We start from the raw sequence: 19,546 nt of genomic DNA, 5'->3' as shown, positions 1-19,546 counted from the left end.
GGGTCAGCTCGTCAACAGCTCCGGCCAAACGCTGGATATACTGCTGAGAATATTCAGGAAATTGCGACAGGCTCACCCCGCCGGCCAGACCGCCCAAGAGGGCCAATGCGCGTGCTATCATACTGCGTTCCTCTTGTTCTTCTCAGCCAAAATACCTTGAAATGGCCAATACAGACAGGGGAAAACGGAGAGTGTGCTACCCCTAAAGGTCTAGCAGCTTGCGCACCGGTGCCTGAAGCGCCTCGCCCAGCGCGCGCGAGACATGCGCCTCCAGATGCAACCCATCGCCTGCTTCGGCATGGGCCACGGTTGCCGCGTCAAAGAACGGCACATCCATTTCCTGCGCCAGTTCAGACACGAGTGGCCCGATTTTGCGGCCCTCTTCAACCAATGCATCATCGACGCCCAGCGTCTGTCCGGCGCTAAATGTCGGCGGCGCGATCAGCATCAGTTGCGGCACTGTGTGATCCGGATGACCAAAGGGGTGATGGCGCACGATTTCCACCAACCGGCGCAGCCCCCACCAGATGTTATGCGTGGGTATGCCGGAATAGACGTCATTGGTGCCCAGCATAATCATCACCAGATCCAATGGCGCATGAGTATGCAACAGAGTAGGCAGATGCAGATCGCCGCGATACTCTGCAACACCCGCTCGAAAATAGGCCGTCGTGCGCCCGCGCAGCCCTTCCGAGATCACTTCGACCTCGGGAAGGCCTGCGGCCATTGCGGTCGGCCAGCGATCCTCGCGCGGGTGACGGCCCGCGTTAAATGGGCATGAGCCCCATGTCAGGCTATCACCAAATGCAAGGATCGTTTTCATCTGGCTTACATCCCGACGACGCGGTGGTTTGCATAGATCTCTGCGATCTTGGCAACGGCCGCTTCTGGCGGCATTTCTTCGCTCTCGCCAGTGCGGCGGCTGGTCAGTTCAACGACGCCGTTTTTCAACCCGCGTGGGCCGACCGTGATCCGCCAAGGCAGACCGATCAGATCCATCGTCGCGAATTTACCACCGGCGCGCTCTTTGCGGTCGTCATACAGGGCCTCAAGGCCCAGCGCCGCGAAGCTTTTGTAAAGCGCATCACAGGCCGCATCCGCGTCTTCGTCGCCTTGCTTCAGGTTCACAATGCCCACGTGGAACGGAGTAACACCCTCGGGCCAGATGATACCTTTGTCATCATGGCTGGCCTCAATGATCGCGCCCAACAGACGTGAGACGCCGATCCCGTGGCTGCCCATATGCACAGGGGTGTTTTTCCCATCGGGGCCCTGAACCGACGCATTCATAGACTCGGAATATTTGGTGCCGAAATAGAAGATCTGGCCGACTTCGATACCACGTGCGGTGCGGCGACGCTCTTCTGGGATTTCGTTGAACAGTGCTTCGTCATGCGTTTCATCCGTGCGCGCATAGCGGCTGGTGAATTCTTCGAGCACGCCCTGACATTGCTCGACGCTGTCATAATCGATCTCGCGGTCGCCAAAGGTCAGGTCAGTCACAGCGCTGTCATAGAATACCTCGGACTCACCGGTTTCCGCCAGCACGAGGAATTCATGGGTGTAATCCCCGCCAATTGGTCCCCCGTCAGCCCGCATCGGGATCGCCTGAAGACCCATACGCTCATAGGTGCGCAGATAGCTCACCAGATGGCGGTTGTAGGCGTGCAGCGCGTCCTCTTTGGTGAGGTCGAAGTTATAGCCGTCTTTCATATAGAACTCACGGCCCCGCATGACGCCGAAACGCGGGCGGCGTTCGTCGCGGAATTTCCACTGGATCTGATACATCGTCAGCGGCAGATCCTTGTAGCTGTTCACATGCGAACGGAACACATCGGTGATCAGCTCTTCGGCGGTTGGAGTGAACAGCATGTCGCGGTCATGGCGGTCTTTGATCCGCAGCATTTCCTCGCCATAGGCGTCATAACGCCCGCTCTCACGCCACAGATCCGCGGATTGGATCGTTGGCATCTGCATCGGAATGTGACCCGCGCGGATCTGTTCTTCGTGCACGATGTTTTCGATCTTGCGCAGCACTTTGAACCCCAGCGGCAACCAGGAATAAATCCCGGCGCTGGATTGTTTGATCATACCAGCACGCAGCATGTAACGGTGGCTGACGATTTGAGCCTCTGAAGGGGTCTCTTTCAGGACAGGAAGAAAATAGCGAGAAAGGCGCATACGTGCTCCGTGGGATTTCGTGTTTCATCCCGTTTAGGGTGTTCTCGAAAGGCAGGCAATAGAGGGCGTGCCCGAAGTCCCAGCCTATTTGAAACCCTGCGACCTTAATTTTGCCACAACTTTTGGCTATGGTGGTCTCAACAGCTCCGTAGAGAGCTTGGTTTATTAGTATTCGGGTAACGGCATGGCAATCGGCGAAGCAGGCAGTCTTAGTACGGCAGGCGGTGATACGCAGGAAATCACGGTGTCCTTTACGGAACCGCTGACAGATCCTGTGATCGTCATGACAGGCACCCAGAACGGTGGCCACCCCTATACATTCCGCATCACCAATCAGACCTTCGATGACGACGGCAATACAACCTCTTTCAGTTTCGTCATGGAAGAATGGGAATATCTGGATGGTGTTCACCCGGCGGTCGAGGACGTGAATTGGATCGCCATCGAAGAAGGTGTCCACACATTGCCAGACGGTCGCGTGATCGAGGCCGGGACAACAGATGCCGACGACAGCACATCTTCGGTTGAGCTTGAGGGAGAATTTGATGCGCCCCCTGTCGTGTTAACATCCGTGATGTCCAACAATGACAGCACGACTGTGGACAGTGACGGCTTTAATGTTACCGCAGATGGCTTTGACCTCGCGCTACAAGAAGAAGAGGCGCAGGACGGGGTTCACGGCACCGAGAACGTCGGCTGGATTGCAATCCAACCCGGCGGCAGCGGAGATTTTGGCACGGCTCTGACAGCGGATGGCGTGGACGAGAATACTGACACCGTTGGATTTGGCTCTACCATCGACGACGCCGTTGTGATTGCAAAAACCCAGACGATGAATGGCACTGACACAGCGCATGTCGCCATCAACGGACAGACGGACACCAATGTGGGCGTGTTCGTGATGGAAGAGAAATCCCAAGACAGCGAAGTTGACCATACCGATGAAACCGTCGGCATTGTCGCCTTTCCCAGCGGGTTGATCGAGGGCACCACCTATGTGCCCTGTTTCACCGCAGGCACGCTGATTGACACCCCAAATGGCGCAGTGCCGATTGAATGGCTGTCGCCGCAAGACAGTGTTTGCCTGTCTGACGACACTCGCGGCGTGGCAAAGATCCTGCGTATCTATAAACGCACGCTCAGCCGTGCAGACCTAGAGGCCGCGCCGTGCCTGTTCCCGATCCGCATCGTTGCCGGTGCATTGGGCCATGGCCTGCCCCGTCAGGATCTGCTGGTGTCGCGTCAACACAGAATGCTGGTCTCGGCGCGCACCGCACAACGCATCACTGGAACATCCGAGGTTCTGATCCCCGCAAACAAGCTGACGCCCCTGCCCGGTATTTTTGTCGACTACTCGGTGCAGTCGGTCACGTATTTCCACCTGCTTTTTGATCGCCACGAGGTGATCTTTGCAGAAGGCGCGCCAAGCGAAAGCCTGTACACCGGCCCACAGGCGTTAAATGCCCTGCCCCTTGAGGCGCGGCGCGAAATCAAATCGCTGTTTCCCGAGCTGGGCAGCGCCACGCCCAAGACCGCCTATGCCATCCCCCCGGCCAAAATGCAGAAAGCGGTGGTGTCTCGACTGGCGCAAAACGGGCAGTCGCCGCTGTGCGGGTGACGCCGCACACGAAAGCGTGAACACACACGAACGCGCAAGGTGATCCAAACACGGGTTGCGTCCGTATCCTACTGTACTTGCACCCCGGGGTACTTGTGCAACGTAACAGTGAGGAACTTTTCGATGAAACGCGCAAGCACTCTTGCGGCGACTCTGGTTGCCGCCACCCTTGGCACGTCCGCTATGGCGACAAACACGATTGTAGATATCGCCGTCAGCGACGAACGCTTCTCCACTCTGGTCGCCGCGGTCAGCGCCGCAGGTCTGGTGGAAACGCTGCAAGGCGACGGCCCCTTCACAGTCTATGCCCCCATCAACGACGCCTTTGCGGCGCTGCCGGCTGGCACTGTAGAAACTCTGCTGGAGCCTGCGAACAAAGGTCAGCTGACCAATGTTCTGCTGTATCATGTGGATGACCGCAATCTGACCGCCGGTATGATCCCGCATGGGTCAAACTATTTCAAACCGGTCCTGGCCTCTGAGCGTCTGTGCATTACACGCTCGCAAGATGGCGTCATGATCGCGGATGGCACAGGTGAGATGGCGAATGTCATCATCGCGGACATTCAGGCCGACAATGGCGTTATTCACGTGATCGACAAAGTGTTGTTGCCTGGCACACGTCCGGATTGCCACTAACCCATACCAGGTATTTTCGGGCTATCCCCCGAAATCCAAAGGCCGGTCCTGCCGAAAGCGGGCCGGCCTCTTGAATCCAAAGTCCCAATACGCGATGTCTAGGCAAATAGATGAGGCGAGGTGACGATGGCTCTTCCTGTACGAGAACAAGCGAAATACTGGGGCATTGCCACGGCAATCTTCTTTGTCGCCCTTTGGCAGCTTGGAAATGTGGTCCTGCCTTTCGTGCTGGGCGGAGCGATCGCCTATTTCATGGATCCGGTTGCCGACCGTCTGGAAACCATGGGATTTTCCCGCGCCGCAGCGACCGCGATCATCACCATCGTCGCCCTGTTGATCTTTGTCATCATGGTGTTGGCCGTTGTGCCGACGTTGGTTGCGCAGGCAACCTCTCTGGTGCAAATCGCACCACAACTGGCACGAGACCTGCAAGCCTTTATCAGCGAACGTTTCCCGCAGCTTCTGAACCCCGACAGCGCCGTCTATCAGACACTCGCCTCGATCGGAGACCAAATTCAGGCGCATGGCGGCGCGTTTTTGCAATCGGCTCTGACCTCGGCGGCAGGTCTGGTCAACGTTCTGGTGCTGCTTGTCGTGGTGCCCGTCGTTGCATTCTATCTGCTGCTGGACTGGGACAATATGGTCGCCAAAATCGACGAGCTTTTGCCACGTGATCATGCACCCGTCGTGCGTCGCCTGGCCAAAGAGGTCGACACCGTTCTGGCAGGGTTTGTGCGCGGCATGGGGACTGTCTGTCTGATCCTGGGCACCTACTATGCCGTGGCGCTTATGCTGGTGGGGCTCCAGTTCGGTCTGGTGGTAGGTGCAATCGCTGGCCTGATCACTTTCATTCCTTACGTCGGCGCGCTGGTCGGCGGGGCGCTGGCCTTGGGATTGGGGCTGTTTCAGTTCTGGGGCGATTGGGTGTCCTTGGGACTGGTTGGCGCGATCTTCATCACGGGCCAGATGCTGGAAGGCAACTATCTGACGCCCAAGCTGGTCGGCAGCTCTGTGGGTCTGCACCCCGTCTGGCTGTTGTTTGCGCTGTCGCTGTTTGGATCCCTGTTTGGCTTTGTCGGCATGCTGGTGGCCGTTCCCGTCGCCGCCGCAATTGGTGTTTTGGTGCGCTATGCCTCGGGCCAATACCGCGACTCGCGTCTGTATAAGGGGCTAGAGACCGACACGTCCGAGGACAACGGCTAAGATGGCAGAACAGCTAGGCTTTGACCTGCCCGCGCGGGCGGCATTAGGCCGTGACGATTTCTTTGTGTCAGAGGCCAACGCGATGGCGCTGGCCCTTGTTGACAGCTGGCCGCAGTGGGCAGGTAACAAACTGGCCATTATCGGGCCCGAAGGCAGCGGCAAAACCCATCTGGCCCATGTCTGGGCCGCGCAGTCCGGCGCGCAGATCATCGAGGCCACCAGCCTGACCAAAGAGCGCGTGCCAGAACTGGCCCAAAGCGCGATTGCGGTTGAAAACGTGCCCGCTATTGCCACAGACAGCGCCGCGCAGGACGCGCTGTTTCACCTGCACAATCTGACGCTGGCCGAAGGGCATTCGTTACTGGTGACCGGCATTTCAGAACCCAAACACTGGGGCCTGACACTGCCGGATCTGAACAGCCGGTTGCAAGGCACAACCACAGCCGTTCTGCAGGAACCGGATGACGCGCTTTTGTCGATCCTGCTGGCAAAACTGTTCATCGACCGACAGCTTGCGCCCAACACCGAGACCATCGCCTATATGGTCAAACACATGGACCGCAGCTTTGCCGAAGCGCGGCGCCTGGTGCGCGCCATCGATCAGGCGTCGCTGGCCAAAAAACGCAAAGTCAGCCGTGCTTTAGCGGCCGATGTTATGAAATCCTAGGTCTCTGGACAGTCGCTGTGGGAACGGCGATACTGTCACCTTCCCGTTACCTAGTGCTGATACCGACCCTGAATGACCACCGCCGATTTTCTTAAGTCCGACTTCCCTGATCCGATTGACCTGCCAGAGATGAACAAATCTGGCCCTGACAGGTTTTTCAATCGCGAACTAAGCTGGTTGGCATTTAACTGGCGCGTTCTGGAAGAGGCCGAAAACCCCCGTGTGCCCCTGCTGGAACGTCTGCGGTTTCTGTCGATCTCGGCGACGAACCTTGATGAGTTCTACACCGTACGCGTCGCAGGTTTGCGAGAACTGGCGCGTGAGGGCAATGTCACCCCCGGTCAGGATGGTCTGTCCCCGTCAGAACAGCTGGTTCTGATCGACGAGGACTCGCGCAAACTGATGATGCGCCAGCAGGAAATCTTTGGCCAGCTTCGCAAAGAGCTTGAGGCGCAGGACATCCTGGTGCTTGAGCGTGATCAGCTGACCAGCGACGACATGCACTTCCTGAAGGACGTCTTTCTGCATCAGGTGTTTCCGATCCTGTCGCCGCTGGCGATTGACCCGGCCCACCCGTTCCCGTTTATCGCCAACACCGGCTATTCGCTGGCGTTGGAACTAGAGCGCAAGAAAGACAAGCGCCCGCTGCAAGCCCTGTTGCCGATCCCCGCTCAGATCGACCGCTTTGTGGCCCTGCCCGACAGCCAAGGCACCCAGCGTTTCCTGATGCTCGAAGATCTGCTGATCCTGCATCTGGGCAGTCTTTTCCCCGGCTATAAAGCCAAAGGCCATTGTAGTTTCCGCGTGCTGCGCGACAGCGACATGGAAGTCGAAGAAGAAGCCGAGGATCTGGTGCGCGAATTTGAAACCGCACTGAAACGGCGCCGACGTGGCGAAGTGGTGCGGCTGGCCCTCTCCACAGACGCGCCCAAAAGCCTGCGCAATATGATCAGCCGCGAGCTGCACGTGGCCCCGCAAGAGATCTTTGAATTCGAGGGCATGATCGGCATTGCAGACCTGAAAGAGTTGTTGCTGGACAACCGTCCTGACCTGATGTGGCCCCCCTTTGCGCCGCGTGTTCCTGAACGCGTGCAGGACCATGACGGCGATATGTTCGCCGCAATCAAACAAAAGGACATGCTGCTGCATCACCCATACGAGACCTTCGATATGGTTGTGCGGTTCATATCGCAGGCAGCGCGTGACCCGAATGTGGTGGCGATCAAACAGACGCTTTACCGCACATCCAAACGGTCTCCGATCGTCGAAGCACTTTGCGAGGCGGCCGAAGACGGCAAATCGGTGACCGCGCTTGTTGAACTGAAAGCCCGCTTTGACGAGGCCGCGAACATTCGCCAGTCACGCCGTCTGGAACGCTCGGGCGCGCATGTTGTCTATGGGTTCACTGACTGGAAAACACATGCCAAAATCTCGACCGTTGTGCGGCGTGAAGGCAATCGGCTGGTGACATACACGCACTATGGCACGGGCAACTATCACCCCATTACCGCCAAGGTGTACACCGACCTCAGCTTTTTCACATGCGACGATGGTCTGGGGCGCGACGCGACCAAGATCTTCAACTATCTCTCGGGATACGTTCAGCCTGAAAGCCTTGAAAACCTTGCAATTTCTCCGCTGTCGCTGAAGCAAACCCTGATCGAGAACATCCAGCTCGAAGCCGATTTTGCGCGCGCTGGAAAACCGGCCGAAATCTGGGCCAAGATGAATTCCCTGATCGAGTCCGAAGTGATTGACGCGCTCTATGCCGCAAGTCAGGCAGGTGTGAAAATCAGCCTTGTCGTGCGCGGTATCTGCGGTCTGCGCCCGGGCATCAAAGGTCTGTCAGACAACATCCGTGTCAACTCCGTGGTCGGACGGTTTCTGGAACATTCCCGCATTGCCTGTTTTGGCAACGGTCACGGCCTGCCTGGCAAAAAGGCCAAGGTCTATATCTCGTCTGCAGACTGGATGGGCCGCAACCTGAACCGGCGAATAGAGACCCTTGTGCGCATCGACAACCCTACGGTGAAAGCGCAGATCGTCAGCCAGATCATGGCGGCCAATATGGCCGACACGGCGCAAAGCTGGGTGATGAATCCGGATGGGTCATTTGAGCGCGCACGCGTGCCCCAGGGCGCTTTTTCGTTCAATTGCCACCGCTTCTTCATGGAAAACCCCTCGCTCTCTGGCCGCGGGTCGGCCGGGGCATCGGATGTGCCGAAACTGACGCACACCGATGAAGAGGCTCAGACTTAATTCAGGGACGTTCAACTGTTCCATTGACCCCCAGATTTCTGTACCGCATTTTTGCAAAACAAGAGCTGGGATGATTCATGAACGCCACCACTGACAGCCTGGATGACTGGGGCCCTTTCGGGCGTCCGCTCTTTAACGATCCCTCCTCGCGCAAACTGAAACGCGTGGGTGTTGTGGACGTTGGTTCCAACTCTGTCAGGCTTGTTGTCTTTGACGGTGCGGCGCGCAGCCCGGCGTATTTCTATAACGAAAAGATCATGTGTGCCTTGGGTGCAGGCCTGTCTGAAACCGGCAAATTGAACCCAGAGGGGCGCGCACGGGCCCTGTCTGCGATTGCGCGCTTTCAGGAGTTGGCCAAACAGATCTGCAACGGCCCGTTGACCGCCGTGGCCACCGCCGCCGTGCGCGAAGCCTCGGACGGGCCTGACTTTTGCGCACAGGTTCTGAAAGAGACAGGCCTTGAGATCCACGTAGTGGACGGCAAGGAAGAGGCCCGCCTATCCGCCCAGGGCGTGCTGCTGGGCTGGCCCGGGGCCTATGGGCTGATCTGCGATATCGGCGGCTCTTCCATGGAGCTGGCTGAAATCAATGATGGCGAAGTGGGCGAGCGCGTCTCATCCAAACTGGGGCCGCTGAAACTCAAGGATATCGACGGCGGCGCCGCGGGGCGCAAAGCCTATATCCAGAAAACGCTGGACAAACTCTATCGCAAAATGGGCGATCAGCAGAACCGCCTGTTTCTGGTCGGCGGGTCTTGGCGTGCAATCGCCCGTATCGATATGGAGCGGCGCAGCTATCCCCTGTTGGTTCTGCACGAATACCGCATGACCGCCGAAGATGTCGCCGCAACTGCTGCGTATATCGCCGAGCATGACCCCGAGGAGCTGCGCCTGCGCTGTGGCGTTTCTGCCCAACGTATGGGGCTTGTGCCCTATGCCATCGAAGTGCTTCAGGGCTTGCTAGAGCGGTTCGATCCCTATGACATCGCGATTTCAAGCTATGGCATCCGCGAAGGCATGCTGTATGAGCAGATGCCGCCCGAACTGCGACGTCGCGATCCCCTGATCGAAGCCTGTCGCCATGCCGAAAGCAAAGACGCGCGTCTGCCGGGCTTTGGCCGCACGCTTTATGACTTTGTGAAGCCGCTGTTCAAAGGCGACAACAAAGATCGCAGGCGTCTGGTCAAAGCGGCCTGCCTGCTGCACGACGTCAGCTGGCGCGCGCATCCCGACTATCGTGCCGAGACCTGTTTTGACAACGCAACGCGCGCCAATCTGGGCGGCCTGAAGCACTCTGAACGGGTCTTTCTGGGCCTCGCCCTGCTGCATCGCTATCGCAACAAACGCGAGGACACGCGGTTCTCCGATCTGTTTGATTTGCTGAACAGCGACGACATCCGGCAAGCAGAAATCCTGGGCAAGGCCATGCGGTTTGGCGCGATGCTCTGGATGCAGGCCGGCGCCGATCTGGGTCACTTGCAGTACTCTGAAGACACCAACGAACTCAGCCTCAAGATGCCCGACAGCACACGCGCGCTTTACGGCGAAGTCGCCGAGGCCCGGTTGCAGTCCCTCGCCTCAGCCTTGAATGCCGACCTGAACGTCAGCTTTGCGTAAGGCACTGAGACAGCGCTATAATTCGATATCCAGACTGACAGGGAAATGGTCCGAGGCCGTCAAAAGCGCCTCTCGCAAAGAGGCGTCGGCCCAACAGCTGTGATCGTCAAAAGGATGCCAGATGCACCATTTGGGATCCCGCGCAGCCAATTCCTGTGACACCATAATGTAATCCAGCAAGGCTTGCAGATAGCGCCCCTCGTGACGCAGATAAAACCGCGAGGTCGTCGGCCGCGCGGCCAACCGCTGCCCCAACGCCTGACGCGCATGAGGATCCGTCAGGCAATCCACCCCCTGCTCGCCCATCACGATTTCAACCGACGAGCGACCAAACAGGTTTTCGTATTCATCCAGCCCCGGCCCGTCGTTCAGATCACCCAGAACAATCAACGGCTCGTCTGCCTTCAGATGCTGCACAATGCGACGCCGCAGCCAGATGGCCTGCGCCAATTGTTTGCGCCGGTTGGCAATCGAGATCCGCATCACCTCGTCACGGTTGCGCGCGCCGTGTGGGGCTTTGGACTTCAGGTGGACACCGATCAGACGCAGGACAAATCCCGCCTTCGTCGTCAAAGAAAGCTCAAGCGGCGGCTTTGAGAACCGAACCATATCGCTGCGCTCGTCGACATCCAGATCGATCGCAAACTCCTGATCAAATCTGGGCGCATCCAGCGACGCCTGTGGATCATGCCGCGCGGTCAATACCGCCGGATCATACAGCAGCGCCAATTCTTGCTGTGTATCATTGGAAAACCCGATAATAGCGTCCGTTATGCGCAGGCCAAAATGCGCGGCAAACCCTTCGAGCGCGGCCACAGACGAGCGTTTGCTATTCTGATCTGGGGCCTCAACGATCAACACCGCATCCGCATCCACCTGTTTCAGACCAGTGGCCACCGCCTGCGCCTGCTGGGATTTGGTCACATCGCGCCGCGATGACCACGACTCATCAAGAACAAGGCTGTCATCGTCATCAAACAGATTTGCAAACCATTCGACATTATACGTCGCAATGCGCATCAAGCCGCCTTGCCGTTGATGGTTTCCCAAGCTCGGTTGATGTCGATCATTTTCTTCTCGGCAATCTTAACCGCCTCTTCAGGCACCCCGCGCGCGACCATGGCATCCGGGTGGGTGTCTCGCACCAAAGCGCGCCAGGCCTTGCGCATGTCCTCAAATGAATCCGTCGGATCTACACCCAACACCGTATAGGGATCAGGCTCTGCATCGGGCACAAAACGCGTCTTGATCGCCTGATATTTGGCAGGCTGCATTTGAAAGATTTCGGCCACACGCTCTAGAAACAGATCTTCGTTCGGGTGGTATTCTCCATCCGCCATCGAGATGTGGAACAGACCTTCCATCAAGTCGCAATAACAGGAATGATCCGCGCCAAACAGCTTGTGGATCCGCTTGGCGTAATCCTCAAAGCCCGCCGCATCCTGCCGCGCCAGATTGAACACCCGCGCCGCATTTGCCTCGTCTTCGGGGCGAATATGAAACACCTCACGAAACGCCGTAACCTCATCGCGTGTCACCAGCCCATCGGCCTTGGCCATCTTTGCGCCCAAGGCAATCACGGCAATCGTAAAGGCAATCGAGCGCTCTGGCGGGGTTCTGAGTCGCTCAAAGACCTCGGACAGGCTTTCACCTTGTACCAAAGCTTCAAGAGCATCGCTTATTCGGGTCCAAATCGACATAACATCACTATACGAAAGCGCTAACGGACTGTCACCGCGTCATAATTCCTTTTGCATTAAAACAAGCGTCATCGCGCGTCCAAACTTGCGCGCGATCTTTGGCATGCGCCCTGTTTCCACAAAGCCAAGCGCCGTGTGAAACCCGATCCCCGCATCATTTTCACCGGAAATTCCGGCCACCAGCACATGGATGTCTGCCGCGCGCGCCACCTCATAGATCCGCGTCATCAAGGCCCGCCCCACACCGCGCCCCTGCGCCTGCGGGGTCAGATAGATCGTGTGCTCGGCCGCATGGCGATAGCCGATCCCGCCGCGAAAACTGCCAAAGGTCACAAACCCCAGAAAGTCATCACCATCACAGGCCACCTGCACCGCTGTGCCACGTGCCCTTAGCAGTTCGGCCACTTCTCCTGTGGTTTTCTCAACCGAATTGAATGTGCTGACGCCCGTTCGGATTTCCGAATTCCAAACCTTGGCGATGTCGGCAACATCGCGTGCCTCGGCCGGGCGGATCATCATGACAGAACCCGCAGACCATGGGGCGTTTCAATCGTCGCCCGCATCTCGCGCGCACCACGCACAAACACCACACGCTCATCCTCAAGATCCACAACCTCGCGCAACCAGTCCGCCTCGGGATGCGCGATTTCAAATCGCGTCAATCTGCAGCCGGATGTAGGCAGCAGATCGCCCGGAATGTCTGTCACATCCCATTGAATAAGCGCAGGAAAACACCCATCGCAGGGCAGTATTCCATCCTCAGGAACCGCCATCCGCCACGCCAACGCGCCCCGTGTCAAAGCCACAGGTTGCCCCGCACCTGCGCCCAACCGCGTCAAGTCTTGCGCAAGATCATCGCTGCGGCAAATCCAGTTCGTCAGGCGCGGTTCGCCTGCAAATCGATCCAAATCAAACCAGCGTAGATACCCAAGCGGCGCGGCCTTGGGATCTATCGCAATCGCTTCCAGATACAGTCCATCCGCCAGCCCCAAAAGCTGGTTGTGCGTGCCAAAATGCGCGTGTTTGCCGCCCGGCAACAGCGAAACGCCCAAAGCGTCTTCGACATAAGCGACCGCTGCCTCCAGCGTCTCGCCTGCGATGGCAAAGTGATCAAACTGCATAGACCCTCCGTGATCCGAGTGTTCAGACTACGGATCACAGAAGCGAAGACAATCTCTTTCTCTTGCCCAAATATCCTCGGGGGTCTGGGGGCAGACAGCCCCCAGCACACTAGCTGCGCGCGTCGCGGATCAGGTTCAGGATATCTTCAGCCGCCTCGGGGATATTGGTGCCTGGGCCAAAGATCGCTTTCACACCTGCGGCTTTCAGGAAATCATAGTCCTGCTGCGGAATAACGCCGCCGCAAATCACGATGATGTCGCCCGCATCATTGTCTTCAAGCGCCTTGATCAGCTGTGGCGCCAACGTCTTGTGGCCAGCGGCCTGCGAGGAAATCCCGACCACATGCACGTCGTTGTCAATCGCGTCCTGCGCGGCCTCGGCGGGTGTCTGAAACAATGGCCCCACATCCACGTCAAAGCCAATATCGGCAAAGGCCGTGGCGATCACCTTCGCACCGCGATCGTGACCATCTTGCCCCATTTTCACAACCAGCAGGCGTGGGCGACGGCCCTCTTCCTCTGCGAAGTCTTCGATAGATTTCTGGATCTTGGCAAAGCCCTCATCGCCCTCATAGGCCGCGCCATAAACGCCAGCCAGAGTCTTTACCTCGGCGCGGTGACGCCCGAATTCATCTTCCATCGCCATGCTGATTTCTCCAACAGAGGCCCGCGCGCGGGCGGCTTCAACGGCTGCTTCCAAAAGATTGCCACCTTCGCGCGCACGGCGCGTCAGCTCTGCCAGAGCTGAGTTGCAGGCTGCCTCGTCGCGAGACGCGCGGATGCTGTTCAGACGGTTGATCTGGCTTTCACGCACGGCGATATTGTCCACATCAAGAATGTCGATCTCTTCTTCGCTGTCTTTGCGATATTTGTTCACGCCGACTACGACCTCGTCACCACGGTCAATCATCGCCTGACGCCGCGCGGCGGTTTCCTCGATCCGCAGTTTAGGCATGCCTGAGGCCACAGCCTTAGTCATGCCGCCCATTTCCTCAACTTCTTCAATGAGTTCCCAGGCTTTTGTCGCCAGCTCATCCGTCAGGCTTTCCACGTAGTAAGAGCCTGCCAGCGGGTCGACGACATTGGTAATCCCGGTCTCTTCCTGCAGGATCAGCTGGGTATTGCGCGCGATCCGAGCAGAGAAATCGGTCGGCAAAGCAATCGCTTCGTCCAGCGCGTTGGTGTGCAGCGATTGCGTGCCGCCAAGTGCTGCCGCCATCGCTTCATAGGCGGTGCGGATCACGTTGTTATAGGGGTCTTGTTCCTGCAACGACACGCCAGAGGTTTGGCAATGGGTGCGCAGCATTTTCGAGCGTTCGGATTTCGCACCAAATTCCATCATGATGCGATGCCACAACTGCCGCGCGGCCCGCAGTTTCGCGGCCTCCATAAAGAAGTTCATGCCGATCGCGAAGAAGAAGCTCAGCCGGCCCGCGAATTTGTCCACATCCATACCGGCCTCAATCGCCGCGCGCACATACTCACGCCCGTCCGCCAGCGTATAGGCCAACTCTTGCACAAGGTTCGCGCCCGCTTCCTGCATGTGATAGCCGGAAATCGAGATCGAGTTGAACTTTGGCATCTCGTTTGAAGTGTATTCGATGATGTCCGAGATGATCCGCATCGAAGGCTCTGGCGGATAGATATAGGTGTTGCGCACCATAAATTCTTTCAGAATATCGTTCTGAATGGTGCCCGCCAGCAGAGATTTATCATGCCCCTGCTCTTCGCCCGCAACGATGAAACTCGCAAGGATCGGAATGACCGCACCGTTCATGGTCATCGAGACTGAGACTTTGTCCAGCGGAATGCCGTCAAACAGGATCTTCATGTCCTCGACGCTGTCAATCGCCACGCCCGCTTTGCCCACATCGCCCTCAACACGCGGATGATCAGAGTCATAGCCCCGGTGCGTGGCCAAGTCGAAGGCCACCGATACGCCTTGCTGACCAGCGGCCAGGTTGCGGCGATAAAAGGCGTTGGATTCCTCGGCGGTCGAAAAGCCTGCATACTGGCGGATGGTCCAAGGACGTCCCGCATACATGGTTGCTTTGACCCCGCGTGTGAACGGCCCAAAGCCCGGCAGCCCGCCCATGTGGTCGATCTCGGCAGTGTCCTCGGCGGTGTAAAGCGGCTTGACCTGAATGCCTTCCAGCGTGTCCCAGGTCAGCGCATCCAATGGCTTGCCGCGCAGTTCTTTCTCGGCCAGTGCTTCCCAGTCTTTTTTCGTCGTCATGTGACTTTCCTCTGCGCGGGTGCACCCGCCTTCATAAATTTCCGTGAGACGCGGGCCTTGCCCATCGCAATCGCGACGAATGCGCCTATATTGGCAGTCATGACCACTTCTTTGCGCCATGGCTTAGCCGTTGTTTTCTCTGCTCTCTTGGGCAGCACCGTCATCGCGGATGAGGGGGCTGAAGAGGCCTCCGTCTTCCTGACAGACCCCGCTGCGATTGAGAGTTTTCTGTGGACGAACCGTCCTGTGATCGTCTTTGCAGACAGCCCCGCAGATCCGCGGTTCATCGAGCAGATCGCCCTGCTTGAAGCCCAAGAAGACGCCCTGCGTGAACGCGATGTGGTCGTTCTGACCGACACCGATCCTGCCGCAAAATCGGAGTTGCGCACACAATTGCGCCCGCGCGGGTTCATGATGGTGCTCATTGGCAAGGACGGCGGCGTCAAGCTGCGCAAACCCTTCCCGTGGGACGTGCGCGAACTGGGCCGTGTGATCGACAAAATGCCTATGCGCCAGCAAGAAATCAGAGACCGGCGCGGGGATGGGTAATCCCCGGCCTTAGTCACATGATATGATGCTGACGCAGTCATAGCTCTTTATTCGAACTCCATGATCACGTCATCGACGGCAAGGCTGTCGCCTGCTGCGGCGTTGATTTTCGTGACCACGGTGGTCTTTTCCGCGCGCAGGATGTTTTCCATCTTCATCGCCTCGACCGTGCAGAGCGCCTGCCCTTCCTGAACTTGGTCGCCCACTTCGACGTCGACTTTCACAATCAGACCCGGCATTGGGCAGAGCAGCAGTTTAGATGTATCCGGCGGCAGTTTTTCTGGCATGTGTTTCGCCAATTCCGCCTCGCGCGGACTGCGTACCAGAACCTTCAGGTCTGCTCCACGGCTGCGAATGCGGAAGCCGCAGGTGATCGCGTCGACCTTGATCACCATAGGCGCGCCATCAAGGGTCAGCTCTGCAAGCTGGTCGCCCGGCGTCCAATCTGACGAGACACGCAGCGCGGCTCCGTCGTCAAATGTCACGGTGGATCCATCCGCGTCGGCCGCGATTTCAACTGGGAAATCAACGCCCTGCAAAGACACAACCCAATCAGATCCTACCCTGCGTTCGTGATTGTCCATTCGGCCTGAAACACGCGTTGCACGGATTTCCGCGACACGGTTCATCGCTGCAGCCGCCGCTGCGATCTTGCGCAGGTCGGCTTCTGGGAGGTCTACGCCTTCGAAACCGTCCGGGTATTCTTCGGCAATGAACGCGGTTGTCATGTCGCCTGACACAAACTTCGGGTGATCCATGACGGCGGCGACAAACGGCAGGTTGTGGCCGATGCCCTCGACCTCAAAGCTGTCGAGCGCCACACGCATGGCTTCGATCGCAGCATCGCGGGTCGGCGCCCATGTGCAGAGTTTCGCGATCATCGGATCATAATACATTGAAATCTCGCCGCCCTCATAGACGCCGGTGTCATTTCTGACGACCACATCGCCTGCCGCGCCTGCTGCGGTGCCCGGCGCATAGGCCGCGGTTTCCGCCGGTGGACGATAGCGTGTCAAACGGCCGATGGACGGCAGGAAGTTGCGATAGGGATCCTCGGCATAAAGGCGGTTTTCAATCGCCCAACCGGTCAGCGTTATATCGTCTTGCGTGATCAACAGAGGCTCACCATTGGCGACGCGGATCATCTGTTCCACAAGGTCGACACCGGTGATCAGCTCGGTCACAGGGTGTTCCACCTGCAGACGGGTGTTCATCTCAAGGAAATAGAAGTTCTGGTCCCCATCAACGATGAATTCCACGGTCCCGGCAGAGGCATAGCCCACCGCCTTGGCCAGCGCGACGGATTGCTCGCCCATCGCCTTGCGGGTGGCTTCATCAAGGAACGGCGAAGGCGCCTCTTCGACAACTTTCTGGTTCCGACGCTGGATCGAGCATTCGCGCTCGCCCAGATAGACGCCATTGCCATGTGCGTCGCACAGCACCTGAATTTCGATGTGGCGCGGCTGGGTGACGAACTTTTCAATGAAGATCCGGTCGTCACCAAAGCTATTGGCCGCTTCGTTCTTTGACGACTGAAAGCCCTCGCGCGCTTCGTCGTCAGACCAAGCGATCCGCATGCCTTTGCCGCCGCCACCGGCAGAGGCCTTGATCATCACCGGATAACCGATCTCGTTGGAAATCTTGACCGCCTCATCCGCGTCCTCAATCAGGCCCATATAGCCCGGCACGGTGGACACATTGGCATCCTGCGCGATTTTCTTTGAGGTGATTTTGTCACCCATCGCTTCGATCGCCCCTTTAGGTGGCCCGATGAAAGCAACACCAGCCGCCTCAAGCGCCTCGGCGAACTTCGCGTTTTCAGACAGGAAACCATAGCCCGGGTGCACCGCCTGCGCGCCGCTTTGCTTGATGGCGTCCATGACCTTGTCGATCACGATATAGGATTGGTTGGCTGGGGGCGGCCCGATGTGGACGGCCTCGTCGGCCATTTTCACATGCAATGCGTTTTTGTCGGCGTCCGAATAAATCGCAACGGTCTTGATGCCCATTTTGCGCGCGGATTTGATGACACGGCAGGCGATTTCGCCACGGTTGGCGATCAGGATCTTATCAAACATTAGGGGTCCTTCCTATTCGAGCCGACACGCGGAACGCGTCGAAACAAAAAAGGCCACCGGCACGCGGGGTGCCGATGGCCAAATATCCAGATGAACGACCGAAGTCGTTGGTGTTACGGAGATTTACAACGGTTTGGATAGGTCTGGCAGTAGGCAAGGTTGCCCGCGCCGCCAATGACCGCGCCCGTGGCTGCGTCGCCGCCGGTGATGATGGCGCCCGCAGCGCCCGCGCCTGCACCCAGCAGGCCCTGCTCGAGCGCCGTGTCGCCACAGGCCGCAAGCGCAAGGCCAAGGCCGAGTACCGCTGTAAGTTTGAAAATTCGCATGTTTGATCTGCCCCTTTGATGTTGCCCAATCCTGAGCCCACCGTCAAAGAAGCTGCACCTGGGCGCAAGGGCGCGCGCGCAGTTTGAACCGGATCGGCAAAGGACTGCCGACCTAGATCACATGATATGCGCGCGCAACCGATCACAGAATGCCATCCCCGTCGATCGCATCAGGAAAGGACGAGCGCGCAACGGCCTCGTCTATGACCAAAAGCGCGTCATAGTCTTCGGGATCAAATGTGTCGGGATCAAAGGCTTTGACTTCGCGGCCAAACAGCCACGACAGACGACCCGCGTCCAGATTGCCGCGTTCAAAAGGTTCGGTTCCAAACGCTTCCCACAAGGCCTGCATAAAGCCCAGATCCGCACGGCGGTCGGCGTATTTGCGATCCTTAAAGCGCTCACGCCGAATGATGGCGGTGACACCTTTAGGGTTTGGACGACGAATGGTGAATTGGAAGTCCGTGCCGGGAAGACGGCTTGGGAAACCACGATGCTTGATCATGCTGCACCTCCGACTTGCAGAGATGCGAGAGGGGCAAGCGCCGGCGCAAGAAAGCCCGGCCCTTGCCCGAAAGTCTTACTTGTATTTACCCGTGTGGGTCGGCTCGGTCGAGATTGGAGCCGGATCAACCACGACGAATTCGTCAACTGGTTCTTTGGCGCACGCGGCGACAACAACAACGACGCTGAGCGCCAGAATGGACTTGATGCTCTTAGACATCTGCTTCTCCTAGTATTTCTTTTTATTTGAACAGAGGAAGTTTCCCCTGCCTGCCTCAGAATGGAGCACGAGGTAAGTCGTACGTATCCACGGCAGAGCATACCGGATTTTAGCCCAAAAATAAAACGTTTAGACAGAGACAAGCGGCCCTGTGGTGCGAAAGACGCAAGAACGCGCCGATTTGGGGCGTCGCCCCCTAGGTTTAGTGCCCGCATCAGAATGCCTCCCAGATACAGCTACCGTTTTTCAAGGTGAAAGCCTCGAAATACTGGGTGACTTCGGGATTGAACACTGCAAATTCAGATTTTTTGTTGGCCAACGAGATCACAACCTCGTCGAATTTCGGATCTGCCTTAGCCTGACGCGGCAGCGCATCGCGCGCGCAAAGGGCCGCAAAGTCTGCTGATACGCGTTGATGGTCCTCAGCGCCAAGGCTGTCTGCGACGTAACGCAGACGCAACACACGCTTGCCATCAGGCATGGTATCTTCCAGCGTTTCAAACAGGCTGTGCTCAAATCCCGAGGGGATGTCTGACGCACTGTCGGCGTCTTTCTCACAGCTCTGCATAAGCATCGGAACAACCGCGATCAGAGCAAGGCTACGCATCAGAGCCTCCTCTTTTTTGCGA

The 19,546-nt window shown here is 57.9% G+C and carries 20 protein-coding genes; 7 read left to right on the top strand and 13 right to left on the bottom strand.

Annotated features, from left to right (window positions below; all coding sequences use genetic code 11):
- The 3 genes from ACEQWH_RS10360 to proS form a co-directional block, all read right to left on the bottom strand.
- On the bottom strand, nt 1–121 hold a 121-nt coding region (locus ACEQWH_RS10360; RefSeq protein ID WP_370230488.1), incomplete at its 3' end, for a DUF2937 family protein.
- 81 nt (nt 122–202) lie between these two features.
- Nucleotides 203–823 (bottom strand): GDSL-type esterase/lipase family protein, encoded by a 621-nt coding sequence (locus ACEQWH_RS10355; protein WP_370230486.1) that lies wholly within the window; start codon nt 821–823, stop codon nt 203–205.
- 5 nt (nt 824–828) lie between these two features.
- A complete protein-coding gene (gene proS / locus ACEQWH_RS10350; protein WP_370230484.1) occupies nt 829–2,181 on the bottom strand; it encodes a proline--tRNA ligase in 1,353 nt (450 codons plus the stop codon).
- A 184-nt stretch (nt 2,182–2,365) separates the two neighbouring features.
- On the opposite strand from proS, the gene ACEQWH_RS10345 reads away from it, so the two are divergent.
- From ACEQWH_RS10345 to ACEQWH_RS10320, 6 genes are all read left to right on the top strand, one after another.
- Nucleotides 2,366–3,799: a Hint domain-containing protein gene (locus ACEQWH_RS10345; RefSeq protein ID WP_370230481.1), complete on the top strand. Its 1,434-nt coding sequence runs from the start codon at nt 2,366–2,368 to the stop codon at nt 3,797–3,799.
- Between the two features lie 123 nt (nt 3,800–3,922).
- Entirely contained in the window at nt 3,923–4,438 is a 516-nt protein-coding gene (locus ACEQWH_RS10340; protein ID WP_370230479.1) for a fasciclin domain-containing protein, read from the top strand.
- 126 nt (nt 4,439–4,564) lie between these two features.
- Nucleotides 4,565–5,641, top strand: coding sequence for an AI-2E family transporter (locus ACEQWH_RS10335; protein WP_370230478.1), 1,077 nt, complete (start codon nt 4,565–4,567; stop codon nt 5,639–5,641).
- 1 nt (nt 5,642) lies between these two features.
- A complete protein-coding gene (locus ACEQWH_RS10330; protein ID WP_370230475.1) occupies nt 5,643–6,308 on the top strand; it encodes a chromosomal replication initiator DnaA in 666 nt (221 codons plus the stop codon).
- Nucleotides 6,309–6,380: 72 nt separating this feature from the next.
- The gene (locus ACEQWH_RS10325; RefSeq protein ID WP_370230473.1) at nt 6,381–8,567 is read left to right on the top strand and encodes an RNA degradosome polyphosphate kinase; all 2,187 of its coding nucleotides are present in this window, start codon (nt 6,381–6,383) and stop codon (nt 8,565–8,567) included.
- Nucleotides 8,568–8,644: 77 nt separating this feature from the next.
- Nucleotides 8,645–10,183, top strand: coding sequence for a Ppx/GppA family phosphatase (locus ACEQWH_RS10320; protein WP_370230470.1), 1,539 nt, complete (start codon nt 8,645–8,647; stop codon nt 10,181–10,183).
- 15 nt (nt 10,184–10,198) lie between these two features.
- Here the strand turns inward: ACEQWH_RS10320 and ACEQWH_RS10315 are convergent, their stop codons facing one another.
- From ACEQWH_RS10315 to scpA, 5 genes are all read right to left on the bottom strand, one after another.
- Nucleotides 10,199–11,203 carry an endonuclease/exonuclease/phosphatase family protein gene (locus ACEQWH_RS10315; RefSeq protein ID WP_370230467.1) on the bottom strand — a complete coding sequence of 335 codons (1,005 nt, stop codon included), beginning with the start codon at nt 11,201–11,203 and terminating at the stop codon, nt 10,199–10,201.
- Nucleotides 11,203–11,883 carry a TerB family tellurite resistance protein gene (locus tag ACEQWH_RS10310; protein WP_370230464.1) on the bottom strand — a complete coding sequence of 227 codons (681 nt, stop codon included), beginning with the start codon at nt 11,881–11,883 and terminating at the stop codon, nt 11,203–11,205. The genes ACEQWH_RS10315 and ACEQWH_RS10310 overlap by 1 nt, the downstream gene beginning before the upstream one ends.
- 39 nt (nt 11,884–11,922) lie before the next feature.
- On the bottom strand, nt 11,923–12,402 hold the full coding sequence (locus tag ACEQWH_RS10305) for an N-acetyltransferase family protein (protein WP_370230461.1): 480 nt from the start codon (nt 12,400–12,402) through the stop codon (nt 11,923–11,925).
- Nucleotides 12,399–13,004: a VOC family protein gene (locus ACEQWH_RS10300; RefSeq protein ID WP_370230459.1), complete on the bottom strand. Its 606-nt coding sequence runs from the start codon at nt 13,002–13,004 to the stop codon at nt 12,399–12,401. The genes ACEQWH_RS10305 and ACEQWH_RS10300 overlap by 4 nt, the downstream gene beginning before the upstream one ends.
- 109 nt (nt 13,005–13,113) lie before the next feature.
- The gene (scpA, locus tag ACEQWH_RS10295) at nt 13,114–15,240 is read right to left on the bottom strand and encodes a methylmalonyl-CoA mutase (RefSeq protein ID WP_370230456.1); all 2,127 of its coding nucleotides are present in this window, start codon (nt 15,238–15,240) and stop codon (nt 13,114–13,116) included.
- A 99-nt stretch (nt 15,241–15,339) separates the two neighbouring features.
- Here scpA and ACEQWH_RS10290 point away from each other — a divergent pair, with 99 nt between their 5' ends.
- Nucleotides 15,340–15,789 (top strand): DUF4174 domain-containing protein, encoded by a 450-nt coding sequence (locus ACEQWH_RS10290; RefSeq protein ID WP_370230454.1) that lies wholly within the window; start codon nt 15,340–15,342, stop codon nt 15,787–15,789.
- A gap of 47 nt (nt 15,790–15,836) precedes the next feature.
- Here ACEQWH_RS10290 and ACEQWH_RS10285 read toward each other — a convergent pair whose 3' ends face one another.
- From ACEQWH_RS10285 to ACEQWH_RS10265, 5 genes are all read right to left on the bottom strand, one after another.
- Nucleotides 15,837–17,867, bottom strand: a complete 2,031-nt coding sequence (locus ACEQWH_RS10285; RefSeq protein WP_370230452.1) for an acetyl-CoA carboxylase biotin carboxylase subunit — start codon at nt 17,865–17,867, stop codon at nt 15,837–15,839.
- A gap of 113 nt (nt 17,868–17,980) precedes the next feature.
- Entirely contained in the window at nt 17,981–18,193 is a 213-nt protein-coding gene (locus ACEQWH_RS10280; protein ID WP_370230449.1) for a hypothetical protein, read from the bottom strand.
- A 142-nt stretch (nt 18,194–18,335) separates the two neighbouring features.
- Complete coding sequence (locus tag ACEQWH_RS10275) at nt 18,336–18,698, bottom strand: hypothetical protein (RefSeq protein WP_370230447.1); 363 nt, start codon at nt 18,696–18,698, stop codon at nt 18,336–18,338.
- Nucleotides 18,699–18,773: 75 nt separating this feature from the next.
- Nucleotides 18,774–18,917, bottom strand: coding sequence for a hypothetical protein (locus ACEQWH_RS10270; RefSeq protein ID WP_209355976.1), 144 nt, complete (start codon nt 18,915–18,917; stop codon nt 18,774–18,776).
- 214 nt (nt 18,918–19,131) lie between these two features.
- Nucleotides 19,132–19,524, bottom strand: coding sequence for a DUF6497 family protein (locus ACEQWH_RS10265; protein ID WP_370230445.1), 393 nt, complete (start codon nt 19,522–19,524; stop codon nt 19,132–19,134).
- Between the last annotated feature and the right edge of the window lie 22 nt (nt 19,525–19,546).

The sequence above is a fragment of the Cognatishimia sp. genome (assembly GCF_964229375.1).
Taxonomy (GTDB): Bacteria; Pseudomonadota; Alphaproteobacteria; order Rhodobacterales; family Rhodobacteraceae; genus Cognatishimia.
This window is presented reverse-complemented; position numbering and strand designations above follow the sequence as displayed.